The following is a 19,510-nucleotide window of genomic DNA, read 5'->3' as shown; positions in this document are numbered from 1 at the left end:
TATGTTTCACTTAAACAAGAATCAATATGAGAAAATTTACCGCATTACTTACATCTCTTTTACTGTTGGGAATTGTTTTTCCTACTTTTTCTCAAGTAAAAGTGTCAGGATTCAACGATGACGCTGCCATAAAAGCTGCTGATTCAGACCTAAAGAAAGGTATTACCCTTTCCAAGCAGGTGAACATGAGTGAAGAACTGCAACCCTCTTCTATCCAAATCAAAAAGGGAAAAGCAGAAAGACTTCCGATACATCAAAAGAACAAGGTACTTATGACATCGGAGAAATCCTTCGTCTCAATGAATGATTTAAAGGAGGATAATATACAATTGGATTATGCCGCCGATAATTCTGTAGAGAGAACTTCTGCCGTAAAACTTATTAAAGAAAACGAAACAACACTCAAGATTGAAAACTTCTGGGGAGGTGGAGGCACAATAACAGCACAAGTAGATTACTCCAAAGGTGAAATTGTAATAGAACCTCAATTAATGTATGAGCATGCGACTTATGGACCATGTTTCATTTATTCGGTCAATGTAGATAAAAAGATATATGATTCTAAAGCCAAAATATATGGAACAATCGATGAAAACGGGATTACATTAGAATCATGGGGATGCGTGATAGCAAGCGGAGATTATACCGGTAGCTCATTCGGACTCTATAGAGGCTCCTCCATCAAAGCATCAAACGCAACCATGAAAAACATAGCACTGGATAAAGACAGTGTTCCCTATGCAATGGATGTTCCCGTCTTGGTGGAACAAAACAGTAAGAATATGGTACGTGTATACAATTTTGCAGGAATAAGCAGCAAAATCGATATACAAATAAAAAACGATAAGAGTTTAGCAATAAGCCCTCAATACTTATTCAACAATGCCAGTTATGGAAACTTCTACTTTTACCCTGCCGACTGGACAAAGGGGTTGTTCTATTCAAGACCTATAAACGGTACGACAACCGATACCAATATGAGTTGGGGAAATTGGATCATTGCCACAAATAAGGGAATCTTTGCATATCGTTTTCTTTCAACATCCATAGACCTTCCATTTACCCTGAGTTATCCGCCTACACAGACTCAGGAAGGATTTAAAGGAACAGGTACAGAAACGGATCCTTACCTGATAGAAAATGCAGCCGACCTACTTGCTTTATCCCAAATAGTAAACAATGATACTCTCATTTCCGGACGTAAATACTCGAGTACATATGTTGGGAAGTTCTTCAAACAAACAGCCAATATCGACATGAAAGAGTATTCATTCCCACCTATCGGCGGTAGTGATGATGTTCGTCGTTTCGGAGGTACATACGATGGAAACAGCAAGAAAATATCAAATCTGACGATTGATGCGGGAGGCGCCGGCTACTGCGGACTGTTTGGATGTATAGATACTACGGGAGTCGTTAAAAACATCACCATTACCAATGCGAATTTAAAATCATCCTATTATTATGCCGGTTCTGTAGTAGCCTACAGTCTTGGAACAATAGAGAATTGCCATGCGGACGGAACTGTTTACGGGCTCTTCTGTGTAGGAGGAGTTGCCGGATATTCAAGGCAGGCGAACAATGCCTCTTTCCAAGGATCGGTTACAGGCGACGGACAAACAGGAGGTGTGATAGGTGTAACATACAGTAAAGTTTCCAATCTATGGAGTGATGCTATCGTAACGTGTACATCCACTACCACTACAGCAAGTGCCGGAGGCGTTGTAGGCTATGTAGGCAATCGTGACGGAGGCGCTGTATCCGATTGTTATTTCAACGGTTCCTTATATATCCTAAATCCGGGTGTATTCGGCGGAAGCGTGGTGGGAGTTGCCGTTTGTTCTTCCGTTACCCGTTGTTTCAGTATCGGTAAAGTATATGCAACCGGTACTCAATCAGCAGCCGGAGGAATTGTAGGGGCAGCACAGGGAGGAACGATTACAGACTCCTATTTTGCCGGTTCCATTGAATATCCAATCCCTTGGAACGGAGGTATTCTAGGATATTGCATAGATGGCCTACTGGACGGACAACCTGTATATAACTCCATAAGCAATTGTTATATATCGGGTATTGTAAGAAGCACGTCAGCAATGGAATATGCACCCTATGTCGGTAATTATCCCAAAGAGAACACAACATTTACCAATTGTTTCTTCGATCAGAAAATCATGCCGAACACACCTAAAAATATAGGTGCCATGAATACTGAAGATATGATTAAGGCTACTGCGTGGGAAGGTTTCGATACCGAAATATGGAACTTTACCGATAGATTATATCCTCGTTTGAAAGGTATAGATACCAATAAATTAGCTTATGTATCGGCAGCTCCTATGTATTTGGTGGAAAATGACAATGCAATGAACATATCCAATGATTTCACCGTATCCACCGCCAATAGCGTAAGCTGGAAAGCAATAACAAACGGTGTACTCTCCACCACCGGAAACGGAATAGAAATATCGGGAGCAAACATTCACCTTAACGGTACATTTGCCGTAGATACACTGGTAGCCTCTATCGGTAATTACAGTAAATATTATGTTATCACCTGTACTCCTCAAGGGCTGTATGAAGGAAAAGGAACGGAAGAATCTCCTTATCTTATCAAAAATAAACAAGATTTGATAACACTGGCAAAAGCAACGACAGTAGACCTGATGAGTTATTCGGGCTCATATTTCCAAATGACCAATGACATAGACCTTGAATATGACGAAACATTTACCGGTATCTCCGCTACGGACAAAACTACCTATTGCTTCGGAGGTATATTCGACGGCAACGGATACACCATTCATCGTTGTAAACTTGTATTTGTAACCTTAGACCAAGACAACAAGATAGCAGATAAGACCTCTTATCGGGGATTCATCGGACGCCTAAGCGAACGTGGCACAATCAAGAATCTGACTATGGCTGCCGACTGCGAATTCAAATTCGGTTCTTATTCTTCACCATTCGTTGGCTATAATTACGGAGGAGTAATAGAAAACTGTAAGAATTATGCCGATGTGTACGGATATGTGGGAAATGTAGCTGGGATGACTTCTTATAACAAAGAAGGAGGAATCATCCGTAACTGCTACAATGCCGGAAAAATAATCACCGGACAACAGAATGCAGGGGGTATTACCGCATTCAACAGGGGTACGATAGAAAACTGCCAGAATGTAGGCGAAATCGGAGCAGAGGTGTTGAGTGCCACATATACTTATGACAAACTAAAAGTGGTAGCCGGCATAAGCCATTCCAATTTCGGTACGATCAAAAACGTTTTGAATGCAGGATATGTACATGCACCAACTCAAGTGGGTGGTATCGTAGGATTCTATAATAGCGACGGTTCAATTCCTATTGCCGAATCCGCTATCAATTTAGGACGGTTATCATGTGATGACGACATGGTGGGCAATGCAGTCGGGAAATTATATAAAGAAGGAACATTCAATCATGTTTATTACGACAAGCAAACTTACCTCAGCAGTGCTGCACAAGATGAAGAACACGAAGGTGTAACACCTATGTCCACTGCAAGTCTCACCAGCGGTACCGCACTCGAAGGTCTCGACCCTGAAATATGGTTATTTGAAGAAGGGAAATATCCCGTACTGAAAGCATTTGCCGAAGAAACCGGAGCTAAAGCTGCTGCCATCTCCGTTATCCATTTCCCGGAAGAAGAGAAGTGTAACACGATTAAATCAGACCTTACATTGGGAGCTGACGCAAAACTCACATGGACACTTAAAACCGGTTCCAGTTTCCTTATCGAGAACAATATGCTATGCCTGAGCCCCAACACAGATCTCAAAGATACACTCATCGCAACCTACGAAACGTTCGTCAAGAGGATCCCGATTGTAGCCAAGCCTGACACATTACCGGCTCCGGTCATAACAATGAATACAACCACTAATGGCGACGAATGGTATTTCATTGATTGCGATTATCCGGATGTACAGATCTACTACACTTTGAACGGCGACACTCCGTCTAAAGATGCAACGCTGTATGAAAGAGAATTTCAAGTTACTCAAGACTGTACCATCAAGGCATACGCTACCAAACGTTCCTGTTATGACTCTTCTGTAACCGAGTATAAAGCAACAGCAAACGGCATAACCGATATAAATGCCGGAAAAGCAATCCTGTCACGTAAATATGTTACCCCTTCAGGAATAACATCCACCACTCCGATAAGCGGTATCAATATCATGATAACGGTTTACGAAGACGGTACTACGGAGAGATGTAAGATGATAGCCAAATAACTTTTTCAACATACGGTCGATTGATAACAAACTCCTATCGTTTGCAAACAATCGACCGTATGTTTGTCTTCAATCGACCGTATGTCTTTTTATATTTATACCTTCTCCCTTCTTTGTCCAATCCGAACATCTTTCCTATCTTTGCGCCCCAAAGAGCAATAACATGGCAACAAAAGCAACTTTCTGGTATCATCTTATGGCAATTTTTACAGTTGTCGTATGGGGAACAACATTCGTATCAACCAAGGTATTAATCAATTACGGATTATCACCCGCCGAAATCTTGCTTTACCGTTTCACGTTGGCTTATGTATGTATCTGGTTCATATCACCACGCAAGCTGTTTGCCAGAAGCCTCAAGGAGGAATTGATATTCGTAGCTGCCGGACTTAGCGGAGGGTCTCTCTACTTTCTGACGGAGAACACGGCTTTAGGTATCACACTCGCCTCGAATGTTTCACTGATTATCAGTACCGCACCCATCCTGACCGCTTTCCTGTCCCTGTTGTTTTTCCATAAAGAGCGACTGACATCGCAACTTATCTACGGTTCATTGATTGCGCTGACAGGTGTGGCATTCGTGGTCTTCAACGGAAGTTTTATCCTGAAAATAAACCCTTTGGGTGATTTGCTTACATTAACGGCTGCATTGATGTGGGCTTTCTACGGCATTATCCTCCGATACCTGAATAACTATCCGACTCTTTTTGTCACCCGGAAAGTATTCTTCTACGGTGTCGTAACCTTACTGCCTTTCTTCATATTCCATCCAATAAAGTTTGACAGTGAAGTATTGTTGAAACCGGTCGTCCTTGCCAATTTATTCTTTCTAGGCGTTGTTGCCTCCATGCTTTGCTATATATTATGGACGGTAACCATAAAGAAACTCGGTATGCTGCGAACTACAAATTACATCTATGTCATTCCGATGGTCACACTCTTGGCTTCTTCTCTTGTCATACATGAACATATCACCCTCATAGCCCTTACAGGATCTGTCTTAATCCTGCTCGGCGTATATATGGCAGAAAGAAGAAGCAAATGAACAACGGTTTAGAAACGATTTAGTCCGTAACTTATGAAAAAGAGTCATTTAAGCCTGTTATTCTTTATCCTGCTCGTCACAGCCTGTTCCGGCAATCCGGAGAAAACGATCGCCAATCTGAAAACCGCCATAGATACGGAGTCAACTGCCGTAAGCAAGTATAACGCCTTTGCAATACAGGCGAAAAGAGACAGCCTGTTCCCCATTGAAGCCCTGTTCAAAGCCGTTTCCAAAGCCAGAAGCATTCATCTGCAAAATCATATTGCAGCATTAGCCTCACTGGGAATAACGGATTATCCATCCAATATAGCAGCATACGATGTAAAATCCACTACAGAGAATCTTCAGGCTGCCATTGATGAAGATACGCATGAGTTTACCATTACTTACCCCGGCTTCATCAAAGATGCCAAGAAAGAAAATGTCAAGAAAGCCATAAGTTCTTTTACTTATGCTCAAAAAGCAGATAAGAATCATACACGAATCTTCTCCTATGTATTAGGAAACATCAAAAGTCCGGCTGTACTGGCTGCCGTATATTACGTCTGTCCCGAATGTGGAAATGTATTTTTAGGAACAACGGAGAAGGTTTGCGATATTTGCCGGACTGTATCCGACAAATTCATCGGACACAGTGCAAGCGCCACACTACAAGATGCTACTTCGGGTGCTACCAGCAGACGAATGAGAGAATAAAACAGACGCTCACTATAAAAAACATTGTTTTTCTTTTGATGTTACCGTTCAGTAACTTATATTTGTGACCACTCAGTAACAAAGTGTATCACAAATGGAAAAGGAAACAATAAAAAACAGAAAAAACACCGAGCAACTCTTGTTGGATGCCGTACAGGCACTGGTGGAGGAAAACGGTTTTGAAGGTCTCGGGGTGAATGCCGTAGCCACAAAAGCCGGCGTTTCCAAAATGCTCATATACCGTTATTTCGGTTCTTTGGATGAATTAATAGCCGCATATATCCAGCAACATGATTTCTGGATTAACTTCAACCAGGAATTGCCCGACAAAGAACATTTGGGAGAATTCATCAAAAATATGTTCAAACAGCAGATTACGAGTATGCGCGAAAACTACACACTAAGACGCTTATGCAGGTGGGAACTCTCCGCAAGCAACGCGATTACAAAGCAATTATTTGAAAAACGGGAAGCGAAAGGTATTTGGCTGATTGATGCAGTGAGCCGTCTGACAGGACACTCGCAAAAAGAGATTGCCGGAATTGCCACTCTGCTCAGTGCCGCCATCACTTACCTTACTCTATTGGAAGAAAACTGTCCTGCCTACAACGGCATTAAATTGCAGCAGGACAAAGGATGGGAGCAACTCGAAGAAAGTATTGATCTATTAACAGATATTTGGATCACAAAATTATAAAAATGAATCGTATGTTTTTAACTTGGATTTGTATTGCAGCGACTCTATGCAGTTCATGCAATAATGATTTGATTGAATACCGGAAAGGTGATATTAAAGTTTCCATAGAGGCAGGTGATGCCTATCTGCATGATTTCCCGTTATTCATGGGTATCAAAAGAAAAAACGCACCCCAGATGGCTGTTTGGATAGAAGATATGCAAGGCAACTATCTCTCTACCATTTACGTAACCGATAAGATAGCCAATCAATCATGGGCTTTTGCCGGAGGTAACAGAAGAAAAGAGGCTTTGCCGCATTGGTGCTACTCCAGAGGTGTACAAGCGGAAGACGGATTATACCTCCCAACCAAAAGCGCGCCTGTTACAGACGCTGTCTCCGGTGCAACTCCACACGAAAGTTTCAACCTGAAACTGATTCCACAGAAGGAACTCAAACAATTCATTGTAAAGATTGAAGTCAACCACTCAACAGACTTTAATGAATTTTATCCTAAATCGGCAAAAGAAGGAGAAGCAAATTATTCCGGCGGCAAGATGGGAAGCGGACAGCCTGCCGTGGTATACGCAGCGCAAGTAGACTTGAACTCCGGTGAAAAGGCATTTGAAGCCAAACTTATCGGGCACAGCAGTCCCGACGGAAGCGATGGAAAAATAACTGCCGATACCTCTACCCTTACCACCGCTTTGAATATCGTTAAAAAGATAACTATAAATATAGAATAATGAAACGGCTGATATTTATTCTTCTGCTATCCGCTATCCACCTATCCGGGTTCGGACAAAAGAAGCCTCAACAATTTACTCTATCCACTGGCATAGGGACGGGAATAGCGATTGACTCCCCGTCCCGGACTCCTCTCCTATGGCAACTATGCGGATATTACAACGTCAGCCGGCGTTTCTCCGTCGGAGCAGGAACGGGCATCTCCATATACGAAAAGACGCTATTGCCCCTATTTGCCGATGTAAAATACAAGTTGACCAAGCCACATCTGTTTACTCCTTATCTGAACTGCGGAATAGGATATTCCGTTGCGCTAAGTGCCGACTGTAACGGAGGATTCCTGTTTTCACCCGGTATCGGCACGGAAATTCCCGTTTACAAAAAGATGAAACTATTCGTCTCTATCGGATATGAATATCAGAGACTTGAAAGGATAAAAAAATACAAAGGCGAATATCTTTCTGCCGAATTTAGTGAAGAATTAAGACACAACTCTATCACCTTCAGAGCAGGTATAACATTTTAGCACATCCTGCATTTATTCTGAAATGATGACATATTTCTCGATAAAAATCATGATATTTGCACTTCATTTAATGTAGACGTACAGAGAAGCATGAAAAATATACTAAAAAGATATTCGGTCTTTGTAATTGGTTTGTTCTTTCTGGCAGCAGGTATCGTACTAATTATACACTCCGCATTAGGCACTACTCCCATATCAAGCGTAAATTATGTATTAAGTCTCAACAGTCCGCTATCCTTGGGCACTTGTACATTTATCATCAATATGTTATTGATTTTAGGACAATTCTGGTTGATAAGAGGGCATCAGAATCGTCAGGACACGATAGAGATACTTCTCCAGATACCATTTTCGTTTATATTCTCTATGTTTATCGATCTCAATATGACATTAACAGAAGGACTGCATCCATCCGGGTACGTTATGTCCATGATACTGTTGCTCATCGGCTGCATAGTCCAGTCCATAGGAGTTGTCCTCGAAATCAAGCCCAAGGTAGTCATGATGAGTGCAGAAGCATTTGTCAATTACGCATCACGTCGTTATAACAAAGAATTCGGGAAAATAAAGGTCGGCTTCGACATTACCTTAGTCACATTGGCTGTTATCATCTCCTTACTATTTACGCAAAGCATCGAAGGAGTAAGAGAAGGCTCACTTATAGCTGCCTGTATCACAGGATATATCGTTAGTTTTTTAAACAAGAAAATCATAACCAGAAAGACGCTATATAAGTTCACTTCAATACTGAAATAAAGACATTTCAAAAGTATTATAACCAAACGCCATCCTTTCTATCAGGCAGAATCAATATGCCACAAAAACAAGCGGGCATACACGAATTTAGCCCGTTATTTAGAAACATTCTTTTTAGCTTAACTATTCCCTACTTTCTTTTTGTTATTACAACCGAATCATTATCTTTGTCCCCCGAACCCAAATCTATTACAAATGAAAATATTATCACTTCATGATTTAGAACTAATCAGGAAAAAGGCGGAAAGCGCGCTTTTGTTGCGTGAAGAAAGCAACCAAAAGGTTTCTGAACAAAACTGCGGACTGGCATTGGGAACAAAACATTTGCAAATTCTTATTTGCGGAGGTACGGGTTGTAAAGCCTCGGCCAGTCATACAATAGCAGAGAATCTCCAAAAGGCACTGGAGAAAAATGAAATTACCGACAAAGTCGATGTCATCACTACCGGCTGTTTCGGTTTCTGCGAGAAAGGTCCTATCGTAAAAATCATTCCGGACAACACGTTTTATACGCAAGTCACCCCTGAAGATGCCGAAGAAATTGTATTCGAGCACATCATCGGCGGACGGAAAGTGGAGCGTCTGCTTTACATAGACCCGAAGACGGAAAAAGCCGTAAGTGACTCCAAGCACATGGATTTCTACCGGAAGCAGATGCGTATCGCTCTGCGCAATTGCGGTACAATCGACCCGGAAAACATAGAAGAGTATATCGCCCGTGACGGTTACATGGCTCTTGCCGACTGTCTGCTCAACAAACAACCGATCGATGTGATCAACATCATCAAACAATCCGGTCTGCGCGGACGAGGCGGTGGCGGTTTCCCTACCGGACTGAAATGGGAATTTGCCCACAAGCAGAAAGCGGACATGAAATATGTGGTATGTAATGCCGACGAAGGCGACCCCGGAGCATTCATGGACCGTTCCATCATGGAAGGCGACCCCAACTCTATCGTAGAAGCTATGGCACTTTGCGGTTACTCCATCGGGTCACCGAAAGGATTGGTTTACATCCGTGCCGAATACCCGCTTGCCATCCAACGATTGAAAAAAGCCATCGAACAGGCACGTGAATACGGACTGCTCGGAGATAATATATTAGGTACTGATTTTAGTTTCGATATTGAGATACGTTACGGTGCAGGTGCATTCGTCTGCGGTGAGGAAACTGCGTTGATTCACTCGATGGAAGGAAAACGCGGTGAACCGACTTTGAAGCCGCCGTTCCCTGCCGAATCCGGTTACCTGAACAAACCGACGAATGTGAACAACGTGGAAACACTTGCCAACGTGCCTATCATCCTGACAAAAGGTGCGGAATGGTTTGCTTCCATCGGTACAGAGAAGTCAAAGGGTACGAAAGTATTTGCCCTTGCTGGTAAGATTAATAATGTAGGTCTGATTGAAGTACCGATGGGAACTACCCTGCGTGAGGTAATCTATGAAATCGGCGGCGGCATCAAGAACGGCAAGAAGTTCAAAGCCGTACAAACCGGAGGCCCTTCGGGCGGTTGCCTGACGGAAAAGCACCTCGATACTCCGATTGACTTTGACAACTTGTTGGCAGCAGGTTCCATGATGGGTTCCGGCGGTATGATTGTCATGGACGAAGATGACTGCATGGTATCCGTTTCCCGCTTCTATCTCGACTTTACGGTAGAGGAATCCTGCGGAAAGTGCACGCCTTGCCGCATCGGCAACAAACGTCTGTTGGAAACACTGAATAAGATCACTGAAGGCAAAGGTACCATGAAAGACCTTGAATCCCTCTCCACATTGGCAAGAGTCATCAAAGACACTGCTCTCTGCGGGCTCGGACAAACGTCACCTAATCCGGTGCTCTCTACACTCGACAACTTCTACGAGGAGTATCTGGAACATGTGAAAGATCATACTTGCCGCGCCAAACAGTGCAAGGCATTGCTCACTTACACCATCAACCCGGACATCTGTACCGGCTGTCACCTCTGCTTCAAGCACTGCCCTGCCGGAGCCATCATGGGAGATGTGCGTAAGCCTCATGTCATCAACCCGGAGACCTGTATCAAGTGTGGCATGTGTATGGCACGCTGTAAATTCAAAGCAATCAACGTTTGCTAAAATCTACAACTATGGAAGAAAAACAAATAACCCTGCAAATAGACCACCATTTTATAACCGTGCCCGAAGGAAGTACCATTCTGGAAGCTGCACGCAAAATAGGTATCGACATCCCTACCCTTTGCCATATTGACCTGAAGGGTACTTGTATCAAGAATAACCCGGCATCCTGCCGTATCTGTGTTGTGGAAGTGGAAGGACGCAAGAACCTTGCCCCTGCCTGTGCCACCCGTTGTACGGAAAGTATGGTAGTCCACACCAGCACGCTCCGCGTGATGAATGCCCGCAAAGTAGTGGCGGAACTCATTCTTTCCGACCACCCGAACGAATGCCTTACCTGTCCCAAAAGCGGTGACTGCGAACTGCAAAACCTCGCCCTGCGCTTCAATATCCGTGAAATGCCGTTCAATGGCGGTGAACTCTCTCCACGCAAACGGGAAGTGACTGCTTCCATCGTACGCAACATGGATAAATGTATCTTCTGCCGCCGCTGCGAAAGTGTATGTAATGAGGTGCAGACCGTCGGTGCTTTGGGTGCTATCCGTCGCGGATTCAACACGACCATTGCTCCCGCATTCGACAAGATGATGGTGGACAGTGAATGTACTTACTGCGGACAGTGCGTTGCCGTTTGCCCGGTAGGCGCATTGACCGAACGCGATCATACCAACCGCTTATTGGAAGATTTAACTAATCCGGATAAGGTGGTTATCGTTCAGACCGCCCCTGCCGTACGTGCGGCTTTGGGTGAAGAATTCGGTTTGCCTGCCGGTTCGTTGGTGACCGGGAAGATGGTTTACGCCCTGCGCGAACTTGGTTTCGACTATGTATTCGACACCGACTTTGCCGCCGACCTTACCATTATGGAAGAAGGTACGGAGATCTTGAACCGCCTTACACGTTATCTGGACGGTGACAAATCCGTTCGTCTGCCTATCCTGACCTCTTGCTGTCCGGCATGGGTGAACTTCTTCGAACACCATTTCCCGGATATGCTCGACATACCTTCTACGGCACGTTCACCGCAACAGATGTTCGGCTCCATCGCCAAGAACTATTGGGCGGAGAAGATGGGCATCCCGCGTGAGAAACTCGTTGTAGTTTCCATCATGCCTTGCCTTGCCAAGAAATATGAATGTGACCGTGACGAATTCAAGACCGACGGCAACCCGGATGTGGACTATTCCATCTCCACCCGCGAACTTGCCCGTCTGATAAAACGCGCCAACATCGGCTTCACACTGTTACCCGACATGGAATTCGACAACCCTATGGGAGCTTCTACGGGAGCAGGTGTCATCTTCGGAACTACCGGAGGTGTGATGGAAGCCGCCTTGCGTTCCGTCTATGAAATCTATACGGGTCAGACTTTGGAGAACGTCAACTTCGAGAAAGTGCGCGGTCTGGACGGTGTTCGCCGTGCAAGCATCGATCTGAACGGGTTCGAGCTGAAAGTAGGTATCGCTCACGGATTGGGCAATGCCCGCCATCTGCTGGAGGACATACGCAACGGCAACAACGAATACCACGTGATTGAAATCATGGCATGTCCCGGCGGTTGCATCGGTGGTGGCGGTCAACCGCATCATCACGGCAACTCGGAAGTGCTTTACGCACGTGCCAACGCACTCTATCGGGAAGATGCCAACAAACCCTTGCGCAAGTCGCACGAGAATCCGTACATCAAGACCTTGTACGAGGAGTATCTCGGCAAACCGCTCAGTGAGAAGTCGGAAATGCTGCTGCATACGCACTATTTCAACAAAGCGATCGATTAACCCTTTAAACGAAAAGAACTATGTCAGATATAAAATTAGCCTGCGATGTAGCCGAACAAGTAAAGGCCATCTGCGACAAGCATGGAAACAATCCGGGCGAACTTATCAACATCCTGCATGAGGCACAGCACCTGCAAGGCTATCTGCCGGAAGAGATGCAGCGCGTCATCGCCCATAAACTGAACATCCCGGTATCAAAAGTGTACGGCGTGGTCACATTCTACACCTTCTTCACCATGACACCGAAAGGCAAGCACCCCATCTCCGTCTGTATGGGAACTGCCTGCTATGTGCGCGGCTCGGAGAAACTGCTCGAAGAGTTCAAGCGCGTGCTCGGCATCGAGGTAGGCGAAACCACCCCCGACGGTAAATATTCCCTCGACTGCCTCCGCTGCGTAGGAGCCTGCGGACTCGCTCCGGTGGTGATGATCGGCGAGAAAGTGTACGGACGTTTGCAGCCTGTCGATGTGAAGAAGATCATCGAGGAATTGGAATAAAGGGCACATAGAAAGTGTCCAATACTTTCTAATATGCGGTAACCCGGTTCAACTCCCTCCCCCCCTTCGGGGTACTCCCTCTATAAACAGAGGGAGAGTTTTCAGTTACTTCTGCCTATCATTGCCTGACGAATCAAAACTTTCGGATAGCTCTGCCAATGATAGTCAAAGGCAATTAAAGCTCTCCCTCTGTTTATAGAGGGAGCACCCCGAAGGGGGGAGGGAGTTCTTAAGAGTTAAATAAGAAAATATCCCCCGCCACCCGCACCATCCTAACTAAATAATCCCTATCTTTGCGCCCATGACAACCAACAACCTACACATATTAACCACTATTAACCCCGCACATTTGCAAGGCTCGGATAATTGTGTATACACACACACACACACACACACACACACACACACACACACACACACACACACACACACACACACACACACACACACACACACACACACACACACACACACACACACACACACACACACACACACACACACACACACACACACACACACACACACACACACACACACACACACACACACACACACACACACACACACACACACACACACACACACACACACACACACACACACACACACACACACACACACACACACACACACACACACACACACACACACACACACACACACACACACACACACACACACACACACACACACACACACACACACACACACACACACACACACACACACACACACACACACACACACACACACACACACACACACACACACACACACACACACACACACACACACACACACACACACACACACACACACACACACACACACACACACACACACACACACACACACACACACACACACACACACACACACACACACACACACACACACACACACACACACACACACACACACACACACACACACACACACACACACACACACACACACACACACACACACACACACACACACACAAGGCAGACGTACATTTAAGGTAACACACCCGCGCGTAATATACACTAAAATATTTCACCTGCAAGAGGACACAGCATTCTCCGGCAGGTTTTTTCATGTTTGTACCCCATGCGGGCACAAGCACCCGCTTATGCTGAAAATAACTCTCAAGTATCCACACTTTAATACCACTAAAAACGTATGCGTAGAAAAGTAAAACCGGGAAAGCTACGTGGCAACACAATGCCCAACGAACTCACCCTGAATCCCAATGACTTCACCCTCCAGCTCATCGGCGGAATGAAGTATTCACTCGCCGACATCATCCAACTCGTCCTCCTCGACGGAGCTACGGTGAAGACCGCCCAAGACCTCGAAGAGAGCTTCCGCATGGTGATGGAAAAAGGCATCGAAATGTCCCTGATGGGCAACAACGTCAGCCTCGAGTACATCCAAATGCGCGCCTCCGTGAGCGGCGTATTCGACAGCAGCACGGAAAGCTTCTCCCGCCCCAAGCACGAGGTGAACCCCGTCATCGTGGCAGGCGAAAGCTACCTCGAAGCCGCTCATCAGACCCTTGTGGAAAACATGGGCCCGGCACAGAACAATATCATCGCCGAAGTAGTGAACCGCAGCACCAAGCAGGTGAACACGGACATCACCGCCGGAGGCGTCCTCGAACTGCACGGCAAGGGCCTGAAAGTGGTAGGCAGCGAGGAATACCCCGCCCACGTCTACATCTGCGACGCCGCAACGGGCAACATCGCCAAGAACATCGCGGTGGAAGACCTGCTGACGAACCTCCCCACGCAAGTCATGTTCCAAGTGCCCGCAGGACTCGAAGCAGGCAAGAAGTACATCGTGAAGATCTCCACGCAGGCTACAGGCACTTCCACCAAGCTGCTGAAAATGCCCCGTCTTATTATAAGCGACATCGTACTGACATGCGTATAACCCCTCTTCTTGTTCGCTATGGCACGAACGTACGTGTTCGTGGTATGGCGAACGTATGCGTTCGTGGTGGTACGAACGTATGTGTTCATCGTATAGCGAACGTATGACGTCACGCCTTAGTGACTTTTTTGACAGAGAAACAAACGGGTGGTGAACACCCGACACATATTATATAGTACTAATCAATAAAAACAAAAAGAGTATGAAAACAAAAACATTACTTTTAGCAAGCCTGCTCGTCGCTGCATTGACGGCGCAGGCACAGACGGTGGAATACACGGATGCCAATGGCAAGTCCTCTAAATCAATCAATGAATTCCAAGACCATGATTTGCAAAATGCTACAACTATTACCCTTAGCGGAGCTTGGGATGATGAGGATTTAAGCAAGTTGAGGTTAGTATTGATACAGGAAGACTACAAGAATAAACAGCTAAAAACGGCAGACCTCAGTGCTATGACTTTCAGTGGCATCATTTCTAATGGAATGACTGAACTATTTAACCATTGTGAAGTACTAAGCACCTTGAAGATGCCGACGGATGCATCTGCTGCCAATGTGCATAGCTTTTCCGAAACCTTCTGGTATTGTTCTGAACTGACAGAGGTAGACCTCTCGGCATTTACCGGTATAAGTTATTTCGGCGGAGCTTTCGGAAGTTGTGAAAAGCTGAAAACTGTGAAGATGCCTGCCAAAAACGACTGTGAAGATATTTACGGTATCGATTTTAGCAATGCCTTCGAATTCTGCTCTGAACTGACAGAGATAGACCTTTCGGCTTTCACCAATATACATGATCTCACCGGTATCTTCGACCAATGCCGCAAGCTGACTACTGTAAAGATGCCTGCCAAGAATACGACGTATATGTACTTTAACTATGCCTTTAGAGGATGCTCAGAATTGAGAACTATCGATATTTCCGGCTTTACCAATGTGGGCTCTTTCTCTGCAACTTTTTCAGGATGCAAGAATTTGACGGAAGTAAAGATGCCTGCTAGCTCTGAATCTGAGGACGCATACTTTCGGAGTACATTCTCCGGATGCAGCAAGCTGACCTCCGTCGATTTGCGTGCATTTACTAGAGTAACCGACTATAAAGAAACTTTTCACGGCTGCACAAGCATGGAAGAAATCTATCTGGGTACTGCTGTAATCTTTGAGCCCGAGAACTATGGCGGTAGCTATACCGATACCTTCACCGATTGCCCTTCCACCTGCAAAGTCTACCTCCCCAAAGGCGTAATGGAAGCACCCGAAGCATGGCGTGACGCCCCTGTTACCTTCATTCCCGATGGCGGTGGTGCCGGCATCGAGGCTAACGGCGTGACGGAAGCGATCCCTGCCATCAGCCACGTCTACAGCATAGACGGACGTCTGATCAAGACCGTCCCTGCTGCCGAGTACAGCACATTGAAGAATGGTTTGGACAGAGGCATCTATATCGTGAACGGTGAGAAGATGATGGTGGAGTAGAATAGGAGAAACTCCCTCCCCCCTTCGGGGTACTCCCTCTATGAACAGAGGGAGAGTTTTTTGAATATCCTCCTCTGTTTATAGAGGAGGTGTCGCGTTAGCGACGGAGGAGTAAGAGGGAATAGAATGCGAATGACGCGGGTCAGAGTTAAAAGCCTGATCCGCGTCATTTGCATTCTATACGGTTGATGCGTAGCCCTTCGCGCGGTAATTGGCAAATTGGTTGCCGATCAACTGCTTATTACGCAGATCTTATCCAATATCCCGTTCATATAGGCAATAGCCACGCCGTAATTGGTCATGGGGATGCCTTGCGCACGGGCACGGGCGATACGGCTGAGCACGTATTTACGGTTGAACATGCAGGCTCCGCAATGGATGACGAGGTCGTAGGCGGACAGGTCTTCGGGAAAGTCGCTGCCTGCCACAATGTCTATTTGCAAGTGTTCCCCTACCCGTTTGCGTAACAATCTCGGAAGCTTCACCCGTCCGATATCTTCCGTCAGCGGAGCATGGGTGCAGGCTTCGGCTATCAGCACGCGGGAGCGTTCGGTAAGGCGGTCGATAGCAGCGGCACTCTCCATGTAGTAACGGATGTCTCCTTTGTATCCGGCAAAGAGGACGGAGAAGGAGGTGAGCAGGCTCTCGGCAGGCTTCTTCCGGTAGACCTCGTGAAATACTTGGGAGTCGGTGACAATCAGCCGGGGCGGGCGGGCAAGGACTCGAAGGGTATCGTCCATCTTGTCGGTGGTGCAGCTCATGACGAGGCACTTCTTGTCGAGCAGTTCACGGAGGGTCTGTACTTGCGGCAGGATAAGCCGGCCTTTCGGGGCTTGGATGTCCTGCGGCATAATGAGCAAGACCACATCGCCTTCCGATACAAGGTCACCGGTGATAGTCTGCGTGCCCGAATCGGCAGGAAGTACCTCTACGATAGCATTGAAGAGCTGGTTGATACCCATGCGTTCCTTTGCACTGACGGCTACGGACGGTACTTTATGAGTATCTCCCATAAGCCCGGCATACATTTCCGCACTCGGCAAAGTATCTGCCTTATTAACCACCAGAATGAGCGGGATACCCTTTTCCTTCAACATAACCACCCACTTACGTTCCAACTCCGACAGGTAGCGTCCACAAACAAACAGGATGACGTCCGCCCGCTCTATGGCTTTCAGGGTGCGGGCAACGCGCTTTCCGCCCAACTCCGCATCATCGTCATCGAAGCCCGGAGTGTCTATCAGCAGACATGCACCGAGCGGATGGATTTCCATCGGCTTACTGACGGGGTCGGTGGTGGTGCCCGGTATTATGGATACGATGGAAGTATCTTGCCCGGTCAAGGCATTGATCAGGGAGGACTTGCCCATGTTGCGCCGTCCTAAGAGGGCGATGTGCAGGCGGTTGGAGTTCGGAGTTTGATTCATATTGTTATTATTATTGTTTTAGGAAAAGGAAGAACGAAGAACAAGGTACGCGGATGACACAGATAAGGCTGATTAAAGCGGATTTAATATAATAATCCGTCTGTATCCGCTTAATCCGTGTCATCCGCGTACCTTGTTCTTTACTTTCAACATTCAATTCATTATTTCATTCTATTTAAAACCGGAAATCGCGTTTCCCCTCTTCTATCTCACGGAGGTTGCGCAGGGCTATCTCCTTTATCTTCGGGTTGGGAATCTGCTCCACCTCCCGGTGTATCATGCGGATACCTTTCTCACGGGTATCGGGAGAGGCATAATCCTCCAAATACTCCTTCAAAGTCATCAGGGCATTGGGCGCGCAGCAGTTGGCTATCTGACCGGACTTTACCAACGACATGAAACGGTCGCCCGTACGTCCGGCGCGGTAACAGGCGGTGCAGAAGCTGGGGATATGCCCCAAGTCGAGCAACCAATTCACCACTTCATCCAATGTACGGGTGTCGCTCACATCAAACTGTGCCGAGTTCTCCTCTTCCGGCACGGCATAACCGCCTACGCTGGTGCGTGAGCCTCCGCTTATCTGCGAGATACCGAGTTCGAGCACCTTACGGCGGGTGGCTTCCGATTCGCGGGTGGAGATAATCATCCCCGTATAAGGCACGGCGATACGAATGACGGCGATGATACGGCAGAAGATGTCATCGGATATGGCATCGGGAAAGTCCTGCGTAGAAATGTCGTCTGCCGGACAGATGCGCGGCACGCTGATGGTGTGCGGACCGACACCGAACCTTGCTTCCAGATGTTCGGCATGCATCAGCAGCCCCACGAAGTCGTAACGATACGTGTTCAGTCCGAACAGCACGCCTATGCCCACATCGTCGATGCCGCCTTCCATCGCGCGGTCCATCGCTTCCGTGTGATAAGCATACTTGCTTTTGGGCCCCGTAGGATGCAGTGCCTCGTAGTTCTCCTTATGATAGGTTTCCTGAAAGAGGATGTACGTACCGATACCGGCATCCCTCAATTTACGATAATTCTCCACCGTAGTGGCAGCGATGTTCACATTCACCCGGCGTATTGCACCGTTCTTATGCTTGATACCGTAGATAGTTTGGATGGACTCCAAGATATAATCGATAGGATTGCGCACGGGGTCTTCTCCGGCTTCCAATGCCAAACGCTTATGCCCCATATCCTGCAAGGCAATCACTTCCTGTTCTATCTCCTCCTGCGAGAGTTTCTTGCGGGCAATAGTCTTGTTCTTCAAATGATAAGGGCAATACACGCATCCATTCACACAGTAATTGGACAGGTACAGCGGTGCGAACATCACGATACGGTTGCCGTAGAACTTATGCTTAATCTCCCGTGCCAAATGGAAGATACGCTCGATCAAGTCGGGTTGGTCACACTCCAGCAACAGGGCGGCTTCCCTGTGTGAGAGGCCTTTGCATTGAGCAGCTTTATCTATCAGTTGTTCGATGAGAGGTCGGTTACTTTTGTTTGTGCGGGCATAGTCCAACGTATCAAGTATCTCCTGATGGTCGATGAACTCTTCCGCGTGTTTTGAATTTGGTTTATACAT

General features: G+C 46.4%; 14 protein-coding genes. 12 read left to right on the top strand and 2 right to left on the bottom strand.

The genetic code is table 11. From position 1 onward, the window contains the following. The first annotated feature begins 26 nt into the window (after positions 1-26). From DXB63_RS02365 to DXB63_RS02310, 12 genes are all read left to right on the top strand, one after another. On the top strand, positions 27-4,274 hold the full coding sequence (locus DXB63_RS02365; RefSeq protein ID WP_122124778.1) for an FN3 associated domain-containing protein: 4,248 nt from the start codon (positions 27-29) through the stop codon (positions 4,272-4,274). A gap of 163 nt (positions 4,275-4,437) precedes the next feature. Next, a complete protein-coding gene (locus tag DXB63_RS02360) occupies positions 4,438-5,319 on the top strand; it encodes a DMT family transporter (RefSeq protein WP_122124777.1) in 882 nt (293 codons plus the stop codon). Between the two features lie 33 nt (positions 5,320-5,352). After that, complete coding sequence (locus DXB63_RS02355; protein ID WP_122124776.1) at positions 5,353-6,015, top strand: rubrerythrin family protein; 663 nt, start codon at positions 5,353-5,355, stop codon at positions 6,013-6,015. A 94-nt stretch (positions 6,016-6,109) separates the two neighbouring features. Beyond that, the gene (locus DXB63_RS02350) at positions 6,110-6,712 is read left to right on the top strand and encodes a TetR/AcrR family transcriptional regulator (protein ID WP_122124775.1); all 603 of its coding nucleotides are present in this window, start codon (positions 6,110-6,112) and stop codon (positions 6,710-6,712) included. Positions 6,713-6,714: 2 nt separating this feature from the next. Then, on the top strand, positions 6,715-7,437 hold the full coding sequence (locus tag DXB63_RS02345; RefSeq protein WP_122124774.1) for a hypothetical protein: 723 nt from the start codon (positions 6,715-6,717) through the stop codon (positions 7,435-7,437). Next, positions 7,437-7,964, top strand: a complete 528-nt coding sequence (locus DXB63_RS02340; RefSeq protein ID WP_122124773.1) for a hypothetical protein — start codon at positions 7,437-7,439, stop codon at positions 7,962-7,964. Before DXB63_RS02345 ends, DXB63_RS02340 begins: the two co-directional genes overlap by 1 nt. A 90-nt stretch (positions 7,965-8,054) precedes the next feature. After that, a complete protein-coding gene (locus tag DXB63_RS02335) occupies positions 8,055-8,720 on the top strand; it encodes a YitT family protein (RefSeq protein WP_122124772.1) in 666 nt (221 codons plus the stop codon). A 195-nt stretch (positions 8,721-8,915) separates the two neighbouring features. Next, entirely contained in the window at positions 8,916-10,823 is a 1,908-nt protein-coding gene (locus DXB63_RS02330; protein WP_122124771.1) for an NADH-quinone oxidoreductase subunit NuoF, read from the top strand. An 11-nt stretch (positions 10,824-10,834) separates the two neighbouring features. Further along, entirely contained in the window at positions 10,835-12,601 is a 1,767-nt protein-coding gene (locus DXB63_RS02325) for an NADH-dependent [FeFe] hydrogenase, group A6 (protein WP_122124770.1), read from the top strand. Positions 12,602-12,621: 20 nt separating this feature from the next. Continuing rightward, complete coding sequence (gene nuoE / locus DXB63_RS02320; protein ID WP_122124769.1) at positions 12,622-13,098, top strand: NADH-quinone oxidoreductase subunit NuoE; 477 nt, start codon at positions 12,622-12,624, stop codon at positions 13,096-13,098. A gap of 1,167 nt (positions 13,099-14,265) precedes the next feature. Then, complete coding sequence (locus DXB63_RS02315; protein WP_122124768.1) at positions 14,266-15,018, top strand: DUF4469 domain-containing protein; 753 nt, start codon at positions 14,266-14,268, stop codon at positions 15,016-15,018. Positions 15,019-15,220: 202 nt separating this feature from the next. Beyond that, positions 15,221-16,495, top strand: a complete 1,275-nt coding sequence (locus DXB63_RS02310; protein ID WP_122124767.1) for a leucine-rich repeat protein — start codon at positions 15,221-15,223, stop codon at positions 16,493-16,495. A 230-nt stretch (positions 16,496-16,725) separates the two neighbouring features. On the opposite strand, the gene hydF is transcribed toward DXB63_RS02310, so the two are convergent. Continuing rightward, positions 16,726-17,922: a [FeFe] hydrogenase H-cluster maturation GTPase HydF gene (gene hydF, locus DXB63_RS02305; RefSeq protein WP_122124766.1), complete on the bottom strand. Its 1,197-nt coding sequence runs from the start codon at positions 17,920-17,922 to the stop codon at positions 16,726-16,728. A 175-nt stretch (positions 17,923-18,097) separates the two neighbouring features. Then, positions 18,098-19,510, bottom strand: a complete 1,413-nt coding sequence (gene hydG / locus DXB63_RS02300; RefSeq protein WP_122124765.1) for a [FeFe] hydrogenase H-cluster radical SAM maturase HydG — start codon at positions 19,508-19,510, stop codon at positions 18,098-18,100.

The organism is Bacteroides sp. OM05-12 (genome assembly GCF_003438995.1).
In the GTDB taxonomy this organism is placed as follows: Bacteria; Bacteroidota; Bacteroidia; order Bacteroidales; family Bacteroidaceae; genus Bacteroides.
Note: the sequence above shows the minus strand (reverse complement) of the source record. Positions and strands in the feature narration are given on the sequence as shown.

Coding starts and splice junctions, on each gene's coding strand:
- DXB63_RS02365 (WP_122124778.1), top strand. CDS start 27: ATGAGAAAATTTACCGCATTACTTACATCTCTTTTACTGTTGGGAATT.
- DXB63_RS02325 (WP_122124770.1), top strand. CDS start 10,835: ATGGAAGAAAAACAAATAACCCTGCAAATAGACCACCATTTTATAACC.
- DXB63_RS02330 (WP_122124771.1), top strand. CDS start 8,916: ATGAAAATATTATCACTTCATGATTTAGAACTAATCAGGAAAAAGGCG.
- DXB63_RS02355 (WP_122124776.1), top strand. CDS start 5,353: ATGAAAAAGAGTCATTTAAGCCTGTTATTCTTTATCCTGCTCGTCACA.
- DXB63_RS02340 (WP_122124773.1), top strand. CDS start 7,437: ATGAAACGGCTGATATTTATTCTTCTGCTATCCGCTATCCACCTATCC.
- DXB63_RS02345 (WP_122124774.1), top strand. CDS start 6,715: ATGAATCGTATGTTTTTAACTTGGATTTGTATTGCAGCGACTCTATGC.
- DXB63_RS02335 (WP_122124772.1), top strand. CDS start 8,055: ATGAAAAATATACTAAAAAGATATTCGGTCTTTGTAATTGGTTTGTTC.
- hydF (WP_122124766.1), bottom strand. CDS start 17,922: ATGAATCAAACTCCGAACTCCAACCGCCTGCACATCGCCCTCTTAGGA.
- hydG (WP_122124765.1), bottom strand. CDS start 19,510: ATGTATAAACCAAATTCAAAACACGCGGAAGAGTTCATCGACCATCAG.
- DXB63_RS02310 (WP_122124767.1), top strand. CDS start 15,221: ATGAAAACAAAAACATTACTTTTAGCAAGCCTGCTCGTCGCTGCATTG.
- DXB63_RS02315 (WP_122124768.1), top strand. CDS start 14,266: ATGCGTAGAAAAGTAAAACCGGGAAAGCTACGTGGCAACACAATGCCC.
- nuoE (WP_122124769.1), top strand. CDS start 12,622: ATGTCAGATATAAAATTAGCCTGCGATGTAGCCGAACAAGTAAAGGCC.
- DXB63_RS02350 (WP_122124775.1), top strand. CDS start 6,110: ATGGAAAAGGAAACAATAAAAAACAGAAAAAACACCGAGCAACTCTTG.
- DXB63_RS02360 (WP_122124777.1), top strand. CDS start 4,438: ATGGCAACAAAAGCAACTTTCTGGTATCATCTTATGGCAATTTTTACA.